The 20,959-nt window shown below is 54.6% G+C and carries 20 protein-coding genes and 2 pseudogenes; 12 read left to right on the forward strand and 10 right to left on the reverse strand.

The annotated features are described in order from the left end of the window. Positions 1-189: 189 nt before the first annotated feature. Positions 190-366, reverse strand: coding sequence for a sugar phosphate nucleotidyltransferase (locus tag U4E84_RS03860; RefSeq protein WP_322530782.1), 177 nt, complete (start codon positions 364-366; stop codon positions 190-192). Between the two features lie 487 nt (positions 367-853). Between U4E84_RS03860 and U4E84_RS03865 the strand changes: the two genes are divergently transcribed. Then, entirely contained in the window at positions 854-1,156 is a 303-nt protein-coding gene (locus U4E84_RS03865; protein ID WP_322530783.1) for a hypothetical protein, read from the forward strand. Here the strand turns inward: U4E84_RS03865 and U4E84_RS03870 are convergent. Next, the gene (locus tag U4E84_RS03870) at positions 1,108-1,899 is read right to left on the reverse strand and encodes a class I SAM-dependent methyltransferase (RefSeq protein WP_322530784.1); all 792 of its coding nucleotides are present in this window, start codon (positions 1,897-1,899) and stop codon (positions 1,108-1,110) included. The two genes, U4E84_RS03865 and U4E84_RS03870, sit on opposite strands and share 49 nt — an antisense overlap. A gap of 508 nt (positions 1,900-2,407) precedes the next feature. Beyond that, the gene (locus U4E84_RS03875; RefSeq protein ID WP_322530785.1) at positions 2,408-2,728 is read right to left on the reverse strand and encodes a hypothetical protein; all 321 of its coding nucleotides are present in this window, start codon (positions 2,726-2,728) and stop codon (positions 2,408-2,410) included. Positions 2,729-3,450: 722 nt separating this feature from the next. On the opposite strand from U4E84_RS03875, the gene U4E84_RS03880 reads away from it, so the two are divergent. Further along, the gene (locus U4E84_RS03880; protein WP_322530786.1) at positions 3,451-4,401 is read left to right on the forward strand and encodes a glycosyltransferase; all 951 of its coding nucleotides are present in this window, start codon (positions 3,451-3,453) and stop codon (positions 4,399-4,401) included. 16 nt (positions 4,402-4,417) lie between these two features. On the opposite strand, the gene U4E84_RS03885 is transcribed toward U4E84_RS03880, so the two are convergent. After that, positions 4,418-5,545, reverse strand: coding sequence for a glycosyltransferase family 4 protein (locus U4E84_RS03885; RefSeq protein WP_322530787.1), 1,128 nt, complete (start codon positions 5,543-5,545; stop codon positions 4,418-4,420). Positions 5,546-6,139: 594 nt separating this feature from the next. On the opposite strand from U4E84_RS03885, the gene U4E84_RS03890 reads away from it, so the two are divergent. After that, positions 6,140-7,072: a hypothetical protein gene (locus U4E84_RS03890; protein ID WP_322530788.1), complete on the forward strand. Its 933-nt coding sequence runs from the start codon at positions 6,140-6,142 to the stop codon at positions 7,070-7,072. 78 nt (positions 7,073-7,150) lie between these two features. Next, positions 7,151-7,819, forward strand: coding sequence for an FkbM family methyltransferase (locus U4E84_RS03895; protein ID WP_322530789.1), 669 nt, complete (start codon positions 7,151-7,153; stop codon positions 7,817-7,819). 24 nt (positions 7,820-7,843) lie between these two features. Here the strand turns inward: U4E84_RS03895 and U4E84_RS03900 are convergent, their stop codons facing one another. Next, positions 7,844-8,440 (reverse strand): hypothetical protein, encoded by a 597-nt coding sequence (locus U4E84_RS03900; RefSeq protein ID WP_322530790.1) that lies wholly within the window; start codon positions 8,438-8,440, stop codon positions 7,844-7,846. 372 nt (positions 8,441-8,812) lie between these two features. On the opposite strand from U4E84_RS03900, the gene U4E84_RS03905 reads away from it, so the two are divergent. The 3 genes from U4E84_RS03905 (at position 8,813) to U4E84_RS03915 (ending at position 11,089) form a co-directional block, all read left to right on the forward strand. Then, positions 8,813-9,367: a hypothetical protein gene (locus tag U4E84_RS03905; protein WP_322530791.1), complete on the forward strand. Its 555-nt coding sequence runs from the start codon at positions 8,813-8,815 to the stop codon at positions 9,365-9,367. Then, positions 9,364-9,714: a hypothetical protein gene (locus U4E84_RS03910; RefSeq protein WP_322530792.1), complete on the forward strand. Its 351-nt coding sequence runs from the start codon at positions 9,364-9,366 to the stop codon at positions 9,712-9,714. Before U4E84_RS03905 ends, U4E84_RS03910 begins: the two co-directional genes overlap by 4 nt. A 154-nt stretch (positions 9,715-9,868) precedes the next feature. Continuing rightward, positions 9,869-11,089 carry a glycosyltransferase family 61 protein gene (locus U4E84_RS03915; RefSeq protein ID WP_322530793.1) on the forward strand — a complete coding sequence of 407 codons (1,221 nt, stop codon included), beginning with the start codon at positions 9,869-9,871 and terminating at the stop codon, positions 11,087-11,089. 79 nt (positions 11,090-11,168) lie between these two features. Here the strand turns inward: U4E84_RS03915 and U4E84_RS03920 are convergent. Further along, positions 11,169-11,491 (reverse strand): annotated as a pseudogene (locus tag U4E84_RS03920) (IS6 family transposase); the annotation flags it as partial. A 150-nt stretch (positions 11,492-11,641) separates the two neighbouring features. Here U4E84_RS03920 and U4E84_RS03925 point away from each other — a divergent pair. The 3 genes and pseudogenes from U4E84_RS03925 to aglF all read left to right on the forward strand — a co-directional run bounded on the left by U4E84_RS03925 (position 11,642) and on the right by aglF (position 14,595). Continuing rightward, positions 11,642-13,081, forward strand: coding sequence for a flippase (locus U4E84_RS03925; RefSeq protein ID WP_322530794.1), 1,440 nt, complete (start codon positions 11,642-11,644; stop codon positions 13,079-13,081). Positions 13,082-13,134: 53 nt separating this feature from the next. Next, positions 13,135-13,735: pseudogene (locus U4E84_RS03930) on the forward strand (IS6 family transposase). An 89-nt stretch (positions 13,736-13,824) separates the two neighbouring features. Next, a complete protein-coding gene (aglF, locus tag U4E84_RS03935) occupies positions 13,825-14,595 on the forward strand; it encodes a UTP--glucose-1-phosphate uridylyltransferase AglF (RefSeq protein ID WP_322530795.1) in 771 nt (256 codons plus the stop codon). 117 nt (positions 14,596-14,712) lie between these two features. On the opposite strand, the gene U4E84_RS03940 is transcribed toward aglF, so the two are convergent. The 3 genes from U4E84_RS03940 to U4E84_RS03950 all read right to left on the reverse strand — a co-directional run bounded on the left by U4E84_RS03940 (position 14,713) and on the right by U4E84_RS03950 (position 18,853). Continuing rightward, a complete protein-coding gene (locus U4E84_RS03940) occupies positions 14,713-15,540 on the reverse strand; it encodes an undecaprenyl-diphosphate phosphatase (RefSeq protein ID WP_322530796.1) in 828 nt (275 codons plus the stop codon). A gap of 111 nt (positions 15,541-15,651) precedes the next feature. After that, positions 15,652-16,830 (reverse strand): tubulin/FtsZ family protein, encoded by a 1,179-nt coding sequence (locus U4E84_RS03945; RefSeq protein ID WP_322530797.1) that lies wholly within the window; start codon positions 16,828-16,830, stop codon positions 15,652-15,654. 922 nt (positions 16,831-17,752) lie between these two features. Next, entirely contained in the window at positions 17,753-18,853 is a 1,101-nt protein-coding gene (locus U4E84_RS03950; protein ID WP_322530798.1) for a DUF4330 domain-containing protein, read from the reverse strand. Between the two features lie 326 nt (positions 18,854-19,179). Here U4E84_RS03950 and U4E84_RS03955 point away from each other — a divergent pair, with 326 nt between their 5' ends. Next, positions 19,180-19,491 carry a VanZ family protein gene (locus U4E84_RS03955; RefSeq protein ID WP_322530830.1) on the forward strand — a complete coding sequence of 104 codons (312 nt, stop codon included), beginning with the start codon at positions 19,180-19,182 and terminating at the stop codon, positions 19,489-19,491. Between the two features lie 65 nt (positions 19,492-19,556). Further along, positions 19,557-20,261, forward strand: coding sequence for a nucleotidyltransferase family protein (locus U4E84_RS03960; protein ID WP_322530799.1), 705 nt, complete (start codon positions 19,557-19,559; stop codon positions 20,259-20,261). Between the two features lie 130 nt (positions 20,262-20,391). On the opposite strand, the gene U4E84_RS03965 is transcribed toward U4E84_RS03960, so the two are convergent. Then, positions 20,392-20,853, reverse strand: coding sequence for an ArsR family transcriptional regulator (locus U4E84_RS03965; protein ID WP_322530800.1), 462 nt, complete (start codon positions 20,851-20,853; stop codon positions 20,392-20,394). Positions 20,854-20,959: the final 106 nt, after the last annotated feature.

Genomic DNA, 20,959 nt, shown 5'->3' on the forward strand with positions numbered 1-20,959 from the left:
GCGACTGTGCGCGGCCAGCACCGGCCCGAGCGAACAGCAGAGAACATTGTCCCCGTTGAGGACGACGAATGCTTCGTCATCAATCTCCGACTCGGCCGCGGCCACGGCGTGTGCCAGCCCCAGCCGGGTCTGCTGGCGGACGTATCAGAGCGGGAGGGATCGATAGCGGCCGCCGTAGTACGCTTCGATCTACTCTTCGCGATAGCCGACCACGATGACGCTCCGGTTGACGTCGGTCCCGACGAGGCGATCGAAGCCGTACGAGAGAAGCAGCCGACCGGCGACTTCGACCAGCCCCTTCGTTCGTTTCTCAGTGAGCGGCCGCAATCTGATCCCCACTCCCGCTGCCGGCACGACTGCCTGCATAGAGGGATCGTGGAACGCCTGGGGCTTGGCTGTTGGATCGGTGGTTCGGTACCGGTTGATACGCTATGAGTGATCAGCTACCGGCGCGGACACCACGAAAGCCTTTGGTCCGCTTGGGTCGGTGGGGCTTGCTGCCTTCCTCGACGTCGCTTGCGGTGCTTTCATCACCCCCCTTCCCCGAGCGGGCCGGGGGCTTTGATTCCCGCCTGCAGTAGCTGGCCAGGGAGCCGACATGGGTGGGAATAAGCGGACCAGAGGCGTTTTGGTAATGTCTATCGGTTCGGAGCAGCGAGCGTATGATCTGAACACTGCCGGTGGGTCAGTCGACGGCGATGTTCGGGATCGACGGCGAAGGACTGCGCGCCAATATATGGACATCAGAGCGATACTAGCTGAACGACGACAGCCGGATTACCACAGCCGGACTACCGTGTGCTCAGACCACAATACGTGTAATCGTTCCCGCTTGAATGACGGGACGAAACGTATGGTAGACGCCACCGACCTTCGGGTGTTACATCTGGTGACTGCAGAAGAGGTGTTTTTCACCCAGCAGATCGACGTCCTGCAGTCGAAAGGCGTCGACTGCACCGTGCTTGTCGTCCCCGGACAGGAACAGGTTGACGGTGACATAGGCGTGCGTCTATATCCAAGGCAACGACGAGAACGCCGCGAACGAAATCCGCTCGAAACACCGGTAGGGTCCGACCTGTTCGGTGTTATACCTATCCAACGAGTCAATCATCTGGTCGGATCGTCGTATGGGAATATCGCAGTTATTGGCGCGTGATCGGAATCCGAAACTATTTCAACGGACCACTCTCCCGACTCCACGATCTTTTCCACGGCAAGCGTTACACCTGGGAACGGGTCTTTTTCCAATGTGAATTTCCGGAGGATCTTAATCAACCCGCGGATTTTTGGGATAGATTCAAACTGCCGAAGTTGGGTTGGAGTGAGGACTTTCCACTCCGATTCGGAAGAGTATAGATAACAATCATCAAAGACGTGTATTGGGTTTGTGCCCTTGAGGGAGTTGATATGATCCACGTCATTGGTGACATAGCCATATGTGTGGCTTGCATCATGGAATGCGAGGTCGGGTTTTTTACCCTCCCAATCGGCCAAAATCTCACTTGAGTCTCCGGTATGGTGTCGAATAGGCACAGACTCGGACTCTGGATCGAGGAAAAGTCCGATAAACTCTCGCACCGATCGTGTCCGGTCGGATGTTTCGTGATCTCCAGTGGGGAGTTGGGTATCAGGGTCACGGTTATCAATCGTGTCAACGGCCCCCTCACGGCCTTCGTCGCGGAGGGCTTTCGCAGCACAGACTGCAGAATAACCCCGAGCGGTACCGATATTCAGGACCCGATTGATACTCTCATCTTCGCGAATGAGATGATAAAGATACAGACCGAATCGTCCGCGATCTTTGGAACGCCGCAACTCTCTGATGGCATTTGTATGCCAGTCTGGAGTCGATTGATCAGGAAACCGTTCGAAAAGATCGTCGTATATCGTCGCTACCATAAGAAGCAGACAACAGGGATGATTAATAAAACCCCGTTTGTCACTCCAACCACGCTTATTTTCAGCGACTTCGAAGCTGGCTTGTGTCCTTAGTCTGGTTTGACAAATACCGACACACTGACTCTATCAGTGATGCTGACCCCGTCGTATTAATATTCGAGTGTGGACGGAAACGTTCGCGTACCATCCGACGACACTTTCGTCCGAGTGTGTCTCGTCGTTATCAATGACGAAAGCGATTTACGATTCTGATTGATCTTCGCAGACACAGATGATGTCGTCACTCTCCTGCCAATCATCTTCGACGCGCATCCATTCGTCTTCGAGGAGTGACATACTGTCGCTATCCAGACATGTGGAGGAGCCTTCGTCCCAGCGCAGCAATCGGGATAGCTCGTCGTCGTCAACGGTTGGGTAGCATATCCCGAGAGATCGGTGTCGCCAGTCGCGGATCCAACGCGGAAAATCATAAACTGTTGCTGCCTGTCCGGTCCAGTTGAGTCGAGCTCTATATACGGAACTCGAACGTGTCGCCGCGGGAAGAATAGTCGTTCAGCCCGCTGGTTGACAAAATAACTCCCGCTGAGGAATCATTGGTCCCGACGAGTAGCTCGTAGTCGCCGTCTATCGTGCGGGCGGTCAACCGTTTGAATTGGGATGTCTCGCCAGCGTAGTCCGAGATATCTTCGCCGGACCCGTAGACGCCTGCTAGAAAGGCGTCCGCAGCCTCGAAGTTATCGACTGTCCCGTCGAGTTCACCTAGGAGCCGATGAGTGCCGGGGGTATCGCCACGGCCGTCTTCGAGGACATCTGCGGGAACCTCATCCAAAACATCACGAGTGAATATACGCGGTGAACGAAGCTAGCCGCCCATCGACAATCGCAGCAAGTGGCAACTGAGATTTTCGACGAGGCACTCGTATCGTTTCCCATCCAAGCGGTACATAATAGAGGGTGCGCTCCTGTACGATTGGAATCGTACGAGATCGCACTACAGTCGTGCGATCAAATCGGTCGGCGGATACCGCTGTTATCCACCCAGCCTGTAGATACCGTCCTACCGCGTACACCCCTATTTATCGATTAGAGTGATCGGTAAAGGTTGTAATTGAGGCGATATGGTGGTGGAGTACGTATCGCTATTTCGAGAATTTCAAAGACTGATTAGCCGCAGTTCGCCGGCAGAATGAACCTGTCCGTTCCCAAACCCGAGTATTCGTGACTTCTGGAGGCTGCATCTAATCGCGCTATTGACCGAACAGGCAACTCTTCGAGGATTAACGGAGCCAAAAGGCGAGTACCCGGCTACCGGTGCGGACACCACGAAACTCGCTGGTCCAATCGGTTCCAGCCGCTGTGGCTTGCCGGGCGGCCGACACGGATGGGACTGAAAGGGCTGACGTCCCCAAGCGAGACGATGTCCTCGCGAGCAAAGAGCGACGAGCTTTCGCTTGTCTATGGTACCGGATCCACGAGCGTTTTATCCGGATACTGTCAGTACCAGATGATAATACGTATAATCGTTCCCGCTTGAATGACGGGACGAAACGTATGGTAGACGCCACCGACCTTCGGGTGTTACATCTGGTGACTGCAGAAGAGGTGTTTTTCACCCAGCAGATCGACGTCCTGCAGTCGAAAGGCGTCGACTGCACCGTGCTTGTCGTCCCCGGACAGGAACAGGTTGACGGTGATATGGGCGCGCGTCGGGGGCCGGGCGAGTATCTCAAGTTCCTTCCGCGCGTTCGTCGCGAATTGCGTCGCGGGGACTATGACCTGATCCACGCGAACTACGGACTGACCGCGCCGTACGCCGTGACCCAGTTCCGGCTGCCCGTCGTGATGACGTTGTGGGGATCCGATGTCGTCGGCTTTGATGGCCTCGTGACTAAAGCCTGCGCGTGGCGCGCCGACGCTGTAACGGTCCGCAGCGAGGAGATGCGCGAGTTACTGGGACGGGCGGACGTACACATCGTCCCCAGCGGGGTTGATATGGATAAGTTCCGGCCGATCGATCAGACGGACGCGCGCGAGCGGGTCGGATGGGACGTCGAGGGAACGCACGTGCTGTTCCCGTACTCGCCGGACTACGAGCGCAAGAACTACCCGCTGGCCGAGCGGGTCGTCGAGCGTACATCGGAAACAATGGGCGAGGAGATAACCCTGCAGACGATTTCTGGTATCGACCACGACGAGGTTCCGTACTACGTAAACGCGGCGGACTGTGTGTTACTAACGTCGCGCCACGAGGGGTCGCCGAACACGGTGAAGGAGGCGATGGCGTGTAACGTGCCCGTGGTTTCTACTGATGTTGGGGATGTTCGAGAGAGGTTAGAAGGGGTTTCCCCGAGTGATGTTGGTACCACTGAGATAGAACTCGGTACGTCGTTAGCAGGTGTCGTTCGCGCCAGACAACGATCAAACGGGCGCGATGTCGTCAGGGAGGTGAGTTGGGATCGAATCGGTGACAAAATTCTGAATATATACAAGTCACTCGATTAGCGCTCTTCAGCTATAATCAAGTTGAATCGGTGAATACCGACTCAAGTGCACGTTCGTATCTATCTACTAATTGCTCCAGCGAGAAATGGTTCGCCATATACGCCCGGCCACTGTTGCCGAGCGTTTCACACAGCGATTCGTCAGTCGCGATCGATCGAACCGAGTCCACAAGAGCATCCATCGATCCCGCTTGAACGCCGACGTTTTCTTCTGTCAAGATACCATCCAGATCGTGATAGAGCGACACAACTGGCGTCGCGTATCGCCAGGCTTCAAGATACACGTTCGGGAAACCCTCGTAATCGGAGGTATTTACGAGTGCGATCGCATCACGGTAGTGGTCATGGATTTCGTCTGGGTCCACGTATCCCAAGAACTCAACGTTGTCAATCGAATTGGCTTCCGCTTCGACCGTCTCATAATATTTCGGTCGATCGTTGTCGGGCGGACCAATCATACGGAACTGGGTGTTCGGCAAGCGGCGGGCGAGTTCAAGAAATCGTAGCGGCTTCTTTTGGTCCGGGTCCATCGAACCGACCCAGAGCACGTGTCGTCGCTGGTCGTGGTCCACGAGCATCGATTCGCTTGGCAGGTCGTATCCGTTCGGAATGAGCGTCGGGTCGATTCCATGCTCTGATTTAAGGAGAGACGCCTGATGCTGGTTCTGGGCGATGACTAGGTCCGCCGAGCTCATCGCCGCGACGAATGGTCGTCGGAATATACCCTTATTCGCTAGTGTCTCGGGATCGACGTTCGTATCGTTGGCCACCGCGTAGACGAACATAGATTCTGATACCGTCGCATAGGCCGCTGTTACCATGCACAAAAAGTCGTTCCCTCGAACGTAGTAGACATCTGCATTGATTTGGGAGAGGCCAAAAATTGTCCGGAGCGCTTTGTATGGTGCACGCAGTAATCCCCGAACATCAGGAATGATTCGCCAGACGTCGATATCGTTTTTCGTAATACGCTTCGGACGATCGTACGCAAGGGTTGCTACCGAGACTTTCTTTCCTCGATCAGCTAGATTCGTCGCGAGGATGTACTGTTGGCGTTCGGCACCGCCGGTACCGGACACACCGCCGGATCCGAAATACGAATGGAGGGTGTCTGATACGAAGCAGACTGTTATCTTTTGGCCCATCAGTAATCTCGTCGTATACGGTTCGTTCCGGGATGTTCAACTGAACGTATCTTATCTCTGTCGAATTATTCGATAGGAACGATCACCCTTTTCAAACGGCTCGATAGCACTCCGTTCTATTTCCTTTTTGTGCGAAATCACCAATTAATCCATAGTTTTGGGATAATTAGCACACGTCTCCATAGGATATAATAGAAATATAATTACCCAAGCGTGTTAAACCGTTCAAAATGAGCCACCAAAAGATGCCGTTTCGGTTATCAATCAACTCACCCAAACTGAGTGATTGAAGGCTACATTCCGCGAACATATCATAAAGGATGTGTTTTCGCTCAATCTGAGAGTCACTTGAGGAGGTTGATTGGAAACATTTCGAGCCTGACAAAATTGGTAGCTAAACATGGCCAATGATTATCGAAACGAGAAGGAGTTGATATCCCAACTTGGCGAGGTTAGTTTGTGCATGTACATCGCGGTGAACTAGTCAGATTCAAAATTTGGCAACAAGGTAGCCACCGCCGATATGAAGCTATTTTGGGGTACCTCGGTCAAGAGAGAGTGTGATTTATCGTAGAGTAGTTCAAACAGCACGGTATGCTTCCGAAACGGTGGAACGTAGAGAAGTTCAAGGAGGCTCTCGAATCACCAGAGCTATTTATAAAAGAAATGAAACGCCTCCCCCTCCACACCAAAAAGGTGCTGACGCGCGAACCCCTCAGATTCGGGACCAAGCTCTTCTATCGATCAGATTTCGGCACAGGATTCGACGTGATGGCTGAGGACTGGGATAACCTCGTGATTCTAGACGCGTGCAGGTACGATTCATTCGCCGAACAAAACACTATTGACGGCGATCTATCTCGCGCCACGTCAAATGCATCCGCCACGCCGGAGTTCCTCAAGAAAACCTTCGCCGGAAAGCAATTCCACGATACAGTGTGCGTCTGTCCCAATGCGAAATACATCAAACTATTAGAAGAAGACACCTTTTATAAGCTAATCACTGACATCAGCTACGACCCTGAAGAAGTGTTTGAGGCTGGCCTGGATGCTCACTCGGCATATCCAAATAAGCGACTTATCGTCCACTTTATGACGCCACATACGCCATACATCGGACCAAATGCACAAGAAATATGGAATCGGTATCGGTCCCAGAATCCCCCGATAGACAGCAGCCTACTCAAGGCCGCAAGATTTGGCTATTTAACCGACGCTGAACTTAAAGTGGCGTACCGAGAGAATCTTGATATCGTGCTTGCACTTGCCGAGAAGTTCATTGAATCGGCAGATGGAAAAACAGTGGTCACAGCCGACCACGGTGAATTACTTGGAGATCGTATCTTTGGGATAAAGGACTATTCTCACGCCGTGAACTACTACGTCCCCGAACTCCGCCACGTTCCGTGGCTAGAGATAGATTCCGAGGATCGGAAGACCATCACTACTGAAGAATCTATAGGTGCCGATAACCTGGAAGGAGACGCAATAAACGAACGTTTGAGGGCCTTGGGATATCGGGCATGAAATCAAACTGTGGCTGTGTTGGCAGAGACGAGTTGCAGACGACAACAGCTAAGTGAGCACGATATAGCATATTTCAGCATGAGAGGAATGCAATCAATAAAACGCCTCTATGACGGATACATACGGAGTTTTGTCCCGGAATCGCGAAAGATTTGCGTTCGGAACGGTGTCGCTGTACGCGGGTTTACTAAGATGACTGATATGAATGATCACCTTCCAGATGAAGAAGGCGCAGTCGCTGAAAGTCTGCGTGAAAACGCCGCTATTGGTGACACTATTGTAATTGTCGGTGGGGGATACGGCGTGACGACAGTTATTGGATCGCGCGAGGTGGGCCGCGAAGGGATGGTTGTATCGTACGAGGGCAGTGACGAGATGATTCGCCGTATGGTCGAGACAATCGACATGAACGAAGCAGGTCATAACGTCGAAACCGTCCACGCCGTCGTTGCAGACTTTTCGGAGCATAGCGAAGCGAGCTATGGGAACTCGTCTGCTACTGTTGTCCCACCCAGAGATCTCCCCGAATGCGACATCCTCCAGATGGATTGCGAGGGAGCAGAAGTTCAAATACTCCGCGAGATGGACATCACCCCCAGACTCCTGCTCGTAGAGACGCACGGATTCCTCGGGAGCAGCGAACAAGACGTGAGGACGGCGTTGAATGCGAAGGAGTATGAAGTAACCGATCGGACCGTAGAACGTGAAGCGGATGGGGTCGTCCAGTTAGAAGCGAGGCGTCGCTGATTCGGGGTTTGAGAGGACCTACCGTCAGTGTTCAGCTTGTGATTGCTCACGAGTCAATTGGAGATCTGGATGGGAAATTTCCTCATACGATTCCGGGCGGTGGGCCACCATCGATCGGACACGCTGCCAGTCTTCATGTCGAACCAACACCGAGACAGGTATCTTGTCTAAGTCAAGTAACTTCGCGATAGCAAGCCTATGACGTCCGTCTTCAAAAATTAACTCGCCATCTCTTCCAATATCGACGACTATTTCGTAGGCCTCTGGCTCATCCCACGACTCACCTAGTGGTGAGAGTGCTGTATCGTCGTCTGTTTGCATAAGGTCACGTTGCGTCCTATATCCATTATTTTTTATCTGCTCATAGAGACGGTCAAGTTCACGGTAACGCTCGTCGATCTCTTCGACTGTGCTGCAACCTCCCCATGTCTTCCCCACATTGAGGAGACGTTCGACGAACGCAGGCATCGATGTCTCGTCCCAAGGAACCCCACGATCGAAATGATCCTCAAAGGCATCGTACGGAAATATGTCCTCGAACTTTGGTAGATTCTTGTCCCATCCCCCTCCCAACACAGGCGAAACAGTGTCGTGCATCTGCCGAAATCCTGGATCGTTCACGTGTGTAATGTCGTGGGGATTTACCCACAATAGGTCCGTCTTGGAAAGAGCGATTGAGTCGTCGAATTCACCAGTTCGCCAATGAAGCCACGCAATGTACAGGCGGTGATACCGATTATAAATTCTATGGGCGATCGGTCTGCTCGCAGGTACTACACGGAATAGGTGTTTCGAAATGCGGCGTACTGGTTCTGGAATTCCTGTTGTCATCTATACTGAATTCTATTTGTTCTCTATCTATGGTTTGTGCCACATCGTGATAATAAGTGTGCTGGTTATTCAGTCAGTCGACTCGGCGGCCCACTCACACGGCCAGAATTTCAGCCGATAGTCGATTCGTCGTTCGGAGCTTTAGCTCGTGCATCCAAGGAAGTGATAGCGATCATCTCGCAAGCGTCACCGCTGTGGATCGGCCTCGCCATCGTCTCATACGCGACGTCGTTCGCGTTCCGGACGTGGCGCTGGTGCGTCCTCCGGACGACAGGGTACGTATCCAGTCGCGGTGGAACCGTCAGGTGTCTCCTGTTTGACTGGTTTCTGATCTTCATCCTGCCCGCTAGAGTCGAGGATATCGGACGCCGCGCTCAAGACGATCGAGGACGTCCCGTTCAGTATCGGCGCTGGAACAGTCGTGATGAAACGGGCCCTCGACCTGTTCGTCTTGGCATCGGCGCTTTTCCTGATGACGACGGCGGTCCTTTGCAGCGGGAAGCCGTCTACCTCGTCGCCGGCGTCCTCGGTATCGCGATCGCACTCGTTGTGGTACTATTCGTCGTTTACACGGCTCCGGATTCGCTGTTGTCGTGGATCGGATCGTACTTCGATCGATTGTCGAGCGGCCTCGCGGTGTTCTCCGACGGATCACGCCAGACGGCACATAATCTGTTCAGCCTTGCGCTCGCGTTACTTGTCACTGTGCCGGTGTGATATTCGAGGCCAGCACCATTTTCTCCAGTGTGCGGGTAGTCGGGATATCGATCCATTCGGTAGCCATGACCGTCACGGCGATAAGGGCGTTCATCGCGCAGTCGCTTCTCCTGACGCTGGCGGACCTGGGATCGTACGAGGCGGATATCTTCGGCACAATCGCGCTATTCGGAGTCCCAGAGGATCCCGCGACGGCACTTGCGCTCGTCGATCACTTTGGACGAATCCTGTTAGTTCTCATCGTCGGCATCTGCACGGCTCACATCGGATTTCAATTGCGGGCGTACTTTCGAAATTCTGTAAATAACAGAATGCTCGCCAAATCTGAATCAGATGATGAATCTTGATACAAATTATATGTGAATATGTCCCTCGATCGTACCTATGGGTTATCAGCGACTGCCTGCGTTCATCAACGTTGATTTCGATTAGCCCTGATTCCAAAAGCGCCACCTTCATACTCGCACCTAATTTATCTTTCGCGTCATGAGTGGTCGAGAAATGAGCGCACGCGCAGCCAGTAAGGTCCGCGAAGACGGCCTGCAGGCGTTGCTGCGCGAAGGGTGCAAACAGATGCTTTCGATCCGGCCGCTAGCCGCAAAATTCGTCGTTCCGGCGGCAGTTCCGATTGTCACGCGAGACGACGTTCCCGCATCGATAGCCGCATTTCCATATTCACAGGCAATGGAACTCGTCCTTCCCGATAGCTACGACTCAAACGAAGCGTTGTTTGAGTACGACCGGTTACCGGATCGGTTCGAGTTCCCGCAACCAGTCGTCCACGAGTTCGACGAAGCGACTATCATAGAAGAGGCCGGTTTTGCGGTCGTCGAGTCGGGTCTCATCTTGGAGTCCGTTCTAGCTCGTCGTGACCTCGTCGATAAGCACGTAATCGATGATCCGCGACTCATCAGGAAGGTACGGTCAGCGCAGTCCAGAACCATTGAAGGACAACGATACAGCACCCTATGTCCGATGTTACATACGAGTTCGTTCTCCAAGTGGTTGACGAAAGAACTCCCACGACTTCAGGGAGTCCACCACTACGCCGAGGAAACTGGCACCGACCCTCACCTGTTGCTCCCGCAGGACCCGCCATCATACGTCGTCGAATCGATGCCAATCTTCGGTTTCGACGACGACCAGTGGAGTACGTGGTCCGGCGATCGCGTCTACGCAGACCAACTGATCGTTCCACAACACCCCTGCCTCGAACATCCGCTCTCGCTGTACGACCATCGACTACAATACGACCTCTCCTACAAAGCCATCTCGCCACCAGCCTGCGAGTGGGTTCGCGAACGGGCGCTAGAAGGCGTCGACGGTACCGAGAGCACGGAGCGCATCTACATATCACGCGAAGACGCACACGAACGACGCGTCGTCAATGAGGAGGAGGTGATGGACGCCCTCGAACCGTACGGTTTCGAATCGTACCTGCTCACTGAGTTGTCCTTCGAACGCCAGATCGAACTGTTCGCGAACGCAGAATGTGTAGTTGGACCACACGGTGCGGGTCTTAGCAACATAATATTTGCAGATGAATGTTCCGTCCTCGAGATTTTTGGGAAAAAAGTAAAGCCGACGTACTATATGCTCGCGAACAGCGCGGGGTTGGACTACGCGACGCTCCGTCAAGCCATTGTCGGTGACGACATTTCGGTCACCGTGGGTGAGTTGCTCGAACATCGCTGCATAACCGGGTTAGATGACGAAAAGTGAGATCGTCCCGACGGCCGAGGAACGGTGAATTACACTCGCATCGTAGTGAGACCGGTACGATTTCTTCTTGCTGGGTTGAAAGACGGCACAAGGAGGAGGGTCGTTCGTATCTGAGATTGAGGTCGTGTTTCCGACAGGCACGGTGAAGTGGAACCGCGCCATCAACGAGAACGATCGCGTCATCGACATCCTGTTTGTCGCGAAGCTCTGCGAAAAACTGATTTGTGATCACGTTCTTACTTGTCAGTTCAAGCGTTCTATGTAGCAAATCGTCTGATGTGATAATCTAGCCAAATGAAGCTGAATACTAAGCTTCATCAATAGCTTCGGTGTCGCTTCACGCTCCACAAAGTCTACGTTGATCTTGTCTAAACAGCCGCTGAGGCGGTGGTTTTCCGGCACAAATCACTTTGAAAATGCTCTGCTTCACCTCTCAATCCTTATCTAAACACCGCTGGAGATAATCACATTGGGAGTATTTGATATTGGTATCAGATTGCGCGGCCTTATTATGATTCGGCTTTGAATGCATCTCAGCGGGTAACCGAAACGATGCGAATTGGCCAGACATCGTTCATTGTCTTCGTTTCAAAATTAGTAGCGAACGCTCTCGGCTTTCTAGGAACAGTGTATTTTGCCCGAGAACTCGGTGCTAGCGTATTGGGATACTACGCAGTTATCCTTGCGCTCGTCTCCTGGCTCGGTCTTGCCGCCAATATTGGTTTCTCCCAGGCGATTACCAAACGGCTCAGCGAAGGAGTTGAAAAATCAGCATATTTCACAGCGGGCACGATCATCGTCACCGGTCTGGGCATCGTCCTCTCGATTTTTGTCCTCGTCTTTCGCGATCTCGTAAATTCGTACGTGGGCGTACAAGCAGCCGTATTTGTCATCTGTCTGTTATTCGTCAGCATATCGAAGGGGATCGTCGATTCAACGTTAAGTGGAGAACATCTGGTTCACATCTCCGGTATATTGACAACACTCCGTATCGGCGGACGGAGTCTGATTCAGATTGTGCTGGTTTTTGGTGGATTTGGACTCGTTGGAATGATCGGTGGCTACGCAATCGGGACGATGCTGGCGGCGCTCGTCGGATTTGTATTCATTTCGGTTCGATTTACCAGACCGCGGAAACGCCACTTTCGAGAGTTGTACAATTATGCCAAGTTCTCGTGGCTCGGCAGCCTAGAGTCGAGAACGTTTAACGACGTCGATATTCTCGTCCTTGGGGCCTTGGTTCCTTCCTCCCTCGTCGGTATCTACTCCGTCGCTTGGAGCATCGCCAAGTTCTTGTCGCTTTTTAGTGATTCTATCTACTCGACGTTATTTCCCGAACTGAGTTTCGCTGACGCTGAAGGCCGAAACACGCTTGTGACAGACCTAGTCACCAAGTCCATCGCATATGGCGGCCTTATCGCCATTCCGGGCTTGTTTGGCGGTATTATCCTCGGTGACCAACTCCTGCTGGTGTATGACGAAGAATTCGTCCGAGGAGCGGTTGTGCTGCCGCTGTTAATCCTCGCGACACTTGTCTACGGCTATCAGAAACTACTCATGAACGCAATGAACGCTCTGGACAGGCCAGATCTCTCGTTTCGAGTCAACGGTATTTTTATTGCAACAAACGTCGCGTTGAATGTGATGTTAGTCCTCTGGATCGGATGGGTTGGTGCCGCCATCGCCACCGTAGTTTCCGCGGTGGTCGGCGTGCTTCTCTCCTCGTGGATGCTCGGCCAGATCGTTGACTACGCTATCCCGCTCGGCCAGATCGGGCGGCAATTGGTTGCTGCAGTTCTGATGAGCATTGTCGTCTACGGGATAAAATATGTGCTTGAATTTACCCCGCTTACCGACCACAATACCGTGTTTGTCGTCTTGTTAGTAATCCTCGGTGCGGGCGTCTACTTCCTGTCTCTCCTCTCTATTTCGCGGGAGTTCCGAACGACAGTGGTAGCGAACAGTCCGGTGACGATTCCGTTTCTCTCGTGAGACGGTGTTCAGATACGGATGAAGAATGAAGCGGAGCAATCTTCTACTGGCTCATGCCAGAAATCTCCCGTCTCAACGGAGGTAGAGATTGTTTAAATTAGCTTTTGTGGAGCGAGAGGCGCCATCTGCGTCGACGATGAATCTCGCTATCCGACTCCACTTAGGTTGACTATTACTTTCGAATACTGTCTCAATTCGTGATAGCTTGGGTGTCAATCGGTGTCGATTCACCGTTCATAATGGGTTCAAAAGACCGATCTACATCCACGTGCGGGTGTTGACCCGTGGTCACATCTCTGTTGATGAGACCGTGATCCAGATCATCAACGAGCGATACTGGCTATATGATACTGTGATTCCCAAACGAATCGCTTGCTCCACGTAGGGCTGTATTCGGCGGAAAATCCCGCTATCTCTTCGATGTTTCTCTCCGAACTATACGAGAAATCTCAGATAGACAATGCCGTTTTTCTCGTCGACGGTGCTCTTTGTCTCCACGCGGCCTATCATTGTCACGGGCTGTGATTCCAACAAGTCACGCATGGGATTCGGAATACTGTTGAATGTATCTTCTGCGAAGTAAAACGACACACAAGCCAGTTCTCAAACTGCTTCAGTAACGCCAGAGCAACTACCGTCGAAAATTGGCTTTAGGCGGTTGGCTTCGCATGAATCCAGCGTAGCTGAACACTACCAACTGTCGCTCACAAAGTATATACGGTCCCGTTTGATAAATCGGGCATATGCAAGCAGTCGTACTCGCCGCCGGGAAGGGCACGCGTCTCCGACCCCTCACCGACGACAAGCCGAAAGTGCTTGTCGAGGTGAACGACAAACCCCTTATCGAGGACGTCTTCGATAATCTCCTCGACGCCGGCGCCACCGAACTCGTCGTCGTCGTCGGCTACAAGGCCGAACAGATCATCGATCGCTTCGGCGACGAGTACGAGGGCGTTCCGATCACCTACACCCACCAGCGCGAGCAGCTCGGACTCGCCCACGCCATCCTCCAGGCCGAGCCCCACGTCGACGGCGACTTCATGCTGATGCTCGGCGACAACATCTTCCGCGGAAATCTCGGGGACGTCACTAATCGACAGCAAGAGGAGCGCGCCGACGCCGCGTTCCTCGTCGAGGAGGTTCCCTACGAGGAGGCATCCAGATATGGCGTCCTCGACACCAACGAGTACGGTGAGATCACCGAAGTCGTCGAGAAACCCGACGACCCGCCGAGCAACCTCGTGATGACAGGATTCTACACGTTTACGCCCGCCATCTTCCACGCGTGTCACCTCGTCCAGCCGTCCGATCGCGGCGAGTACGAGCTCCCCGATGCGATCGATCTCCTCATCCAGTCCGGCCGCACGATCGACGCGATCCGCCTCGACGGATGGCGGATCGACGTGGGATATCCCGAGGATCGTGATCGTGCCACTGAACGGCTGGAGGAAGAAACGGGTGCAGTCGAGACGTCCGACGACACGGACGCCGAAGAGGCGATCGTCGACAACTGAAGGTATTGAGGCGGTTTTCAGCGCTGCAGGTGCTATCTGAGTTCAACAAGGGGAATCGACAGCTTGGTGAATTAGACTTTGAGAAAATCAGCAAGAAATCGGTCACACCGCTTCCGCTCACACGACAAGTGATACGATTCCGCCGCCGACAATTGCGAGCCCACCGAGACCAAAACAGACGGCCCAGAAGGGGACCCGCTCGACGACGCGCATGAGCGCATCGATAGTGAAGTACCCAACGATGGCGCTGACGGCGAGTGCGACGGTCGCCGCTACGGGGCTGATCCCGGGAAGGCCACCCGCGCTCAACAGTGTGAGTACTGCGGCACCGAGACTGGCTGGAATCGATAGCAGAAACGAGAGTCGAAACGCAGCTGGCGGCTCGTAGCTACGGAACAAGAACGCACTTGTTGTCATCCCGGATCGCGAGATACCGGGCAAAATCGCAAGGCCTTGAACAGCACCGACAAGGATCGAGTCAGCAAATGTAGGATCTGTGTGTCCGCCCATCGAGACGGATTCGGAGACGCGTTGGAGGACACCAGTTGCAATGAGGAGGAGCCCAATTATGGCGATGAAGAGGCCGCCGGTGAGTTGGCCGGCCAGATCAACGACAAAAATGTAGAGCGGAATGCCAACGAGACCAGTCATCAGCGAGGCAATCACGATGTACGACACAATCGCGTTCTCTCCGTCATAGGCCGCATCCGGTCGCCAGCCCGGCATTGCAGTCAGTGCGGTGCTGATCTCGTCTCGGTAGTACGTCGCTGCCGATAGCGTGGTACCCACTTGCAAGAAGAGTGCGAGCTGCAGTGCCACGTCGGGTTCGGTCCCGACGAGCGTCAACACGAGCGAGAGGTTCCCCTGACTGGAGACGGGCAGCCACTCAACAATCCCTTGGACAATGCCGGCGAGGATCGCAATCAACAGATCCGAAACGGTCACTACACTGAGTCGGTTGGGCTGACTACTTAATAGATACAGATTCACGGATGGGTGTCAGGAGCGAGCCACCCATCTGGCTATCGTCAGTGGACAGAGAGTGCTTGTGGCAGGCTAGAAGAGTGAGTCAAGGTCGTTATCCTCACCGAGCAACTCCCGGGTCTTTCCCTCACTTTCGTCTTCGATCGTATCCAGATTGTGTTGGGCTTCAATCGCGACCTGCTGGAGTTCCTTGACCCGGGGCACATTCGTGACGCCGGCAAGCAAGACGACGGTGGCGACGACGCCACTGCCACGTCGTGGGAAGTCCCCACCTCGAACCTCCATCGACCCGGTTTGCTCTTCGAGCCACTTGCGACTGCGTTCAATCCCTTTCCGATTGAGCAGTGGCCCGGCGCCAGCGACCACAAGCAGTGCGCGTTCGGTACCCTCCACCTCACAGGGAAGCGTGAGACGGCCGAGCGTCGCCTTTCTGACGAGACTCGTAATTCGGTTCGTGGTGTCAGTGCTGTCAAAGTCATTTCTCCCTTCCCCACCACTCGAAAGCCGAGAGAGGAGGCCCTCCCGTGCGGGCTCCTCGACTGCAGATTCGGCATAGCCGAGCGTCGAAATCCCCCCACCGGCAAGCGTGTTAATGATCTCTGAAGAGTCGACGACACTCTCGGCGATATCATTGTCAGCCTGGATTTCACCGGCGCTAAACAACAGCCCGAATCGTTGGACAATGTGCTCGTTGATGGCATCGAATCCTTCGGTGACAGATTCCGACGTTTGTCGCCACGCGTCGTTGTCGAACACCAGCAGGTTGTCGACTTCGCGTACAAACGTCTGTAACGAGCGAGCCGCGTTCAGTGTGTAGATGCCTCCCTCATCAGTCCCGGGCAAAATCCCAAGCCCGTAGACGGGCTCAGTGTAGATCCGCTTGAGGTATTTTGCAATGACGGGCGCACCCCCAGAGCCGGTGCCACCGCCGAGCCCAGCAACCACGAGAAAAGCGTCGATCTCGTGTGAAGGAACGCTATCAAGCGTTCCCTGTATCTCTCCTAGATCGCGTTCGATGACCTCCGCGCCGAGTTCGTTGTCTGCACCGACGCCGTGGCCTTTCACTTCTGCTTGGCCGACAAGGATGCGATTCTCTTCGGAGATGTGGGTGAGACCGCGTAGATCGGCCGTTGCCGTGTTGACGGCGACCGCGCCGCGGACGATGTGTGCACTGTGCGCTTTGTCGTACTCGATGAATTTGTCGACGATTTTGCCGCCTGCTTGGCCGACGCCGATGAGTGCGAGTTTCATTGGAGGGCTCGTTGAGACAGGTCTTTTCGCCCGAATGAAATAAAGTTGTAGGCATGAGTGGCTATCGATGGTAGCCCTTCGCTGATCGAAGCCTACCCGCAGATCTCCTCAAAAAGAGTACCTCCTTAGTGGCAGCCATGTGGTCCGACTGTAGACGTGTTAGTTTGGATCTGGTTGGTCTCCATCGTCGGATGCAGCCGCCACCGATGACTCGGACTCGTTCGATGCAGTAGGTCGATGATCCTCGCTGTGTGCGTTCGGATTCGTCTGAGACTCACCAGCCATGTCGTTACAACCTGGAGTGTTTGGCGGAGTCGGTGGCTCCAACGCGGCAATCGTGAGTGTGACGGGCCGCGTCTCTCGAAGTGTCGCCCACCCCCGATCGTCTTGCATTGCGATCACTCCCACAACGGCGAGGCCAATTCCTACTACGACCCGTGTCATCGACCCGCCGCCAAGAAGCCCGCTGCCAGCGATGGTAAGAGCAAGTAGTGCGGTCACGAATCCGGCCACTCGCAATGGTGCCGCACGTGTCTTGGTGACGCCACGCTGCGCGACGTTGACAAGACGAGAGCTCTCTGCCGCCCGCATACCGTGATCAATCATCCAGTCAAGCACGCGCAAGAACGGCCCAACCGTCCACGTCTCTCGCAAGTCGATGACGATCACCTCCGGGTCGGGTTCAGCGGTCAGCCACTGATACAGCGCCGAGTTGCGCACCCACGACCCCACGCGAGTGCTGACGTTTTGAAGCGTCACGACGACCCGCGACCCAGACAGCGTGGCTGGTACGTCGGCTTCATCCGACGACGTGTGCGTGGCGTCAGACTCGTCAGGTGTGTGAGTCGTCACTGGGGCCACCTCTTGGGTGACACGGCCTGGATGGATTGCTGTTCACCGCGTTTCGGGTTCCCGTGAATCATTAGGTAACGCCCACCACCTCTGCCTCAATGACGCGTGTTCCCAGATCGAGCGTAATGGTGGTACCACCACGGAGTGGCTCACCCTTGAACTGAACGCCAGTCGGCGTCTCCCGAACCTGGACCTCAGCTGTGATCGTCACGTCCCGGTCGACTGGGTGATCAACAACGTTGACGCTTCCATCTTCGCCGGTCGCAATGATGAGTGATGGCTCGGTCTCGACGTCAGTGATCTCTGCAACGGGATCGTCGGTCGGGCCTTCTGTCATCCCCGGACGGATTGCGTCTGCAGTGTCTTCACGGACCTCGGTCATCCGGAGGGTGACCTCTCGTGTCGATGTCTCCCCCAGCTGCAGGTCGCCGTTCACCCGTTCGATCTCGCCGTCAATCGTGTACTCATCAGTCGGCAGTGTGAGCGACTGCCCGCGTTGGAGTGGCACGCCACCAAAGCGAGCTTGCCCACCCTCCTCATGGGTCGAGAGGTTCGTTTCGATGAGCACGCGCGTTTGGCCGGAGTTGTTCGTCGCGTAGGTGGCGACATCTTCGATCGTTGCGATCGTGCGATCGGCAAGCCGAATTTCGTCGCCTGCTGTGACGTCGGTGGCGGTTTCAGCATCAAGCGTGTCACGGACGATCACCTGTTCGGTGTCGCCAGCGAGTGCATCATCGTCTCCAACCTCGCGAATCTGGCCGTCTACCTCATACTGTGATGTCTCGATGCCGAGTGTCCGACCGAGTCGTGGGGGCGCGTCCGCGTACGTGATCGACTCATCATTGGCTTCGCCTTCGAGTGCCACACGGAGTGTGACACCGATCTCGTCTCCACGTGGAGTCAAGTGAACATCCGTAATTGTGAGCGCCGAGTTATCATCGGGCGCATAGGTGTCACCCTCATTGATCGCATCGACGACGTAGTCAGGTTGGGTGCCAAGATCGAGGGTCGCATACGTGGTGTCGGTCTCGGGTTCTGGCTCCGGTTCCGGCTCATCCATGAAGACGAATGCAGCCCCGGCGACACCGACCGCAACCACCAGCAGGACGACTAACGCATCAACGACATTGACTGCCCCCAAGAGGTTACCCTCATCGTCGATCAGTTCCATCGTTGATCCCTCGAATATCCCATTAGCGTGTGCGTGTCAGCGGGGGAGTAAAACGATACCGTTCGCAAATTGGATCCATAACAATAGCGAGGTCACTGTTTTGTAACTAATTGCCTATCTCTGTTGTTAGGGGGAAACCACAGCTCTCACCGATCATTTTTTGAGAGCGTATTGTCTTAGCTGAGGCACAACTCGTGGCAGTTCGTCTTCCACTTCTTCCGCGATGGCTTCGGTTTGGAGGAGTCATCGCCGTTGCGGCCGTCATTTTCTACTATTCAGTTGTGCCAGCGCCGGGAAGCGGCACGGTTCGCACGGGTCCATTTGGGGTGATTGCGTATTCGGATTGGCTTCATCTGTTCGCGTATGGGGGGCTAGCGATGTCACTGGCGTATGCGTTTCAGCATTCGAACCGTCCCGAGTGGCAGATTCTTGTTGCAGTCGGGCTTATCACGGTTGGGTACGGCGTCAGCATCGAGCTGCTCCAGTCGGGGCTTGCAGAGCGAACCTTTGCAATCAAGGATATGCTCGTGAACGCCGTCGGTGCGGTTGTTGCGGTCGCGGTGTGGCGCGGCCTCTGTCGGTACGCGCGGTTCTATCAAGCGCGACGAATAGCGGATCTCGAATTACCAGTCGAATAGTTGAGAGACTAGTTTCGAGAACTTCGGTCGATGGGTACACTTTGGTGGCGGGTCAACGCGAGGGTATGAAGGCAGTCATCCCCGCTGCGGGCCGCGGGTCGCGTCTTGGCGCCCTTACTGACGATCAACCCAAAGGGCTTGTCGAGATTGCTGGACGGCCGCTGCTCGCGTACGTATTCGATCGAGCGATCGAGGCTGGAGCTGAGGAACTCGTTGTTGTCATCGGCTACGAAGGCGCTCAAATTGTCGACCGCTTCGGTGATTCATTTTGTGAGACGCCGATCACGTATGTCCACCAGCGTGAGCGGCTTGGTCTCGCTCACGCAGTGCTTCAAGCAGAGCCACACGTGACAGGCGCGTTCCTCGTCGTCAACGGGGACAATGTTTTCATCGACTCGCTTCAGCCGGCTGTCGCAGCACTGGAAGATGATGGCGTGGATGGTGTGATCGCTGTCGAGGACGTGTCACGCAACACTGCGAGCCGGACCGGCGTTGTCGAACTTGCGAATGAAACAGTCGCACGGATCATCGAGAAGCCCACCGATCCACCATCAACGCTCGTCACGACTGGGTGTTATGTATTGCCCGAAGACGCCTTTGAGGCATGTAAGCTCGTTCAACCGTCTGCAGACGGCGAGTACCAACTAAGTGAGGCGGTTAGTCTACTGGCGCACGCTGGATACACAATTGCGACCGCTCGAGTCGGCGATCGGGTGAACGTGAATCACCCGGCAGATCTCGACCAAGCGGAAGCGTTGCTTCAGGAGTGATACATAATGCGAGCGCATACCCGCGTCTTCAGGCGCGGAAGGAGGGCAATACAGATACTCGTCTGGCTGGAACTTAATTTATTACCAGAGGAGCAAGGAGAAGACCTCGCCGTTCAGGGTGAGGGGGACGTCAATCAGGGCGTGGCATCTCCTCAAGTTCGGTGATCTCGCCGGACTTTTCAACGCGTGCGTACTGTCTGCGCCACGCGTCGACTGGGAAGAGATCGTTCCGGTCGAACAGCGCCCGCGCGTGGTCAGTGAGCAAATAGAACTTGTACGGATAGCCTCGCACACGGTTCCCCGGTTTGACCACTGTCTCCTCGATTACGCCGACGTCTTGTAACACACTGAGGTGACGGCGAATCGCGTCCTCTCCGAGATCCGGGTTCATATAGTCGAGCTCACGCACGCTTGGGGCGCCTTTCGGATGGCCGACAATGTCCGCGATCAGGTTTGCCCGGGTCCGGTCAGTCGCCTTCCGGAGCGCTAGCCACGTGTCGAACTCGTCGGACGTCGTTGCGTTCTCCTCAGCGGCCGATGGGCCATCTCCGACACCGCTTCTCGTGTCGGTCTCCACAGACTGAGGTTTCATACGCCACGATACGAACTGAGAGCGCATAAACACTTGGTCGCTCAGTAAGACTAGTTGCTAAACTAGTCTACTAATCGGTACTACTACCAGATTCCAGTATGAACGG

It is taken from the genome of Halorubrum sp. AD140, from assembly GCF_034497445.1.
Classification (GTDB): Archaea; Halobacteriota; Halobacteria; order Halobacteriales; family Haloferacaceae; genus Halorubrum.

What these genes read in the sequence shown, in the direction of transcription:
- U4E84_RS03965 (WP_322530800.1), bottom strand. Translation starts at nt 20,853, where the DNA reads ATGAAACCTCAGTCTGTGGAGACCGACACGAGAAGCGGTGTCGGAGAT.
- U4E84_RS03915 (WP_322530793.1), top strand. Translation starts at nt 9,869, where the DNA reads ATGAGCGCACGCGCAGCCAGTAAGGTCCGCGAAGACGGCCTGCAGGCG.
- U4E84_RS03925 (WP_322530794.1), top strand. Translation starts at nt 11,642, where the DNA reads ATGCGAATTGGCCAGACATCGTTCATTGTCTTCGTTTCAAAATTAGTA.
- U4E84_RS03880 (WP_322530786.1), top strand. Translation starts at nt 3,451, where the DNA reads ATGGTAGACGCCACCGACCTTCGGGTGTTACATCTGGTGACTGCAGAA.
- U4E84_RS03945 (WP_322530797.1), bottom strand. Translation starts at nt 16,830, where the DNA reads ATGAAACTCGCACTCATCGGCGTCGGCCAAGCAGGCGGCAAAATCGTC.
- U4E84_RS03890 (WP_322530788.1), top strand. Translation starts at nt 6,140, where the DNA reads ATGCTTCCGAAACGGTGGAACGTAGAGAAGTTCAAGGAGGCTCTCGAA.
- U4E84_RS03960 (WP_322530799.1), top strand. Translation starts at nt 19,557, where the DNA reads ATGAAGGCAGTCATCCCCGCTGCGGGCCGCGGGTCGCGTCTTGGCGCC.
- U4E84_RS03870 (WP_322530784.1), bottom strand. Translation starts at nt 1,899, where the DNA reads ATGGTAGCGACGATATACGACGATCTTTTCGAACGGTTTCCTGATCAA.
- U4E84_RS03865 (WP_322530783.1), top strand. Translation starts at nt 854, where the DNA reads ATGGTAGACGCCACCGACCTTCGGGTGTTACATCTGGTGACTGCAGAA.
- U4E84_RS03895 (WP_322530789.1), top strand. Translation starts at nt 7,151, where the DNA reads ATGAGAGGAATGCAATCAATAAAACGCCTCTATGACGGATACATACGG.
- U4E84_RS03885 (WP_322530787.1), bottom strand. Translation starts at nt 5,545, where the DNA reads ATGGGCCAAAAGATAACAGTCTGCTTCGTATCAGACACCCTCCATTCG.
- aglF (WP_322530795.1), top strand. Translation starts at nt 13,825, where the DNA reads ATGCAAGCAGTCGTACTCGCCGCCGGGAAGGGCACGCGTCTCCGACCC.
- U4E84_RS03860 (WP_322530782.1), bottom strand. Translation starts at nt 366, where the DNA reads ATGCAGGCAGTCGTGCCGGCAGCGGGAGTGGGGATCAGATTGCGGCCG.
- U4E84_RS03950 (WP_322530798.1), bottom strand. Translation starts at nt 18,853, where the DNA reads ATGGAACTGATCGACGATGAGGGTAACCTCTTGGGGGCAGTCAATGTC.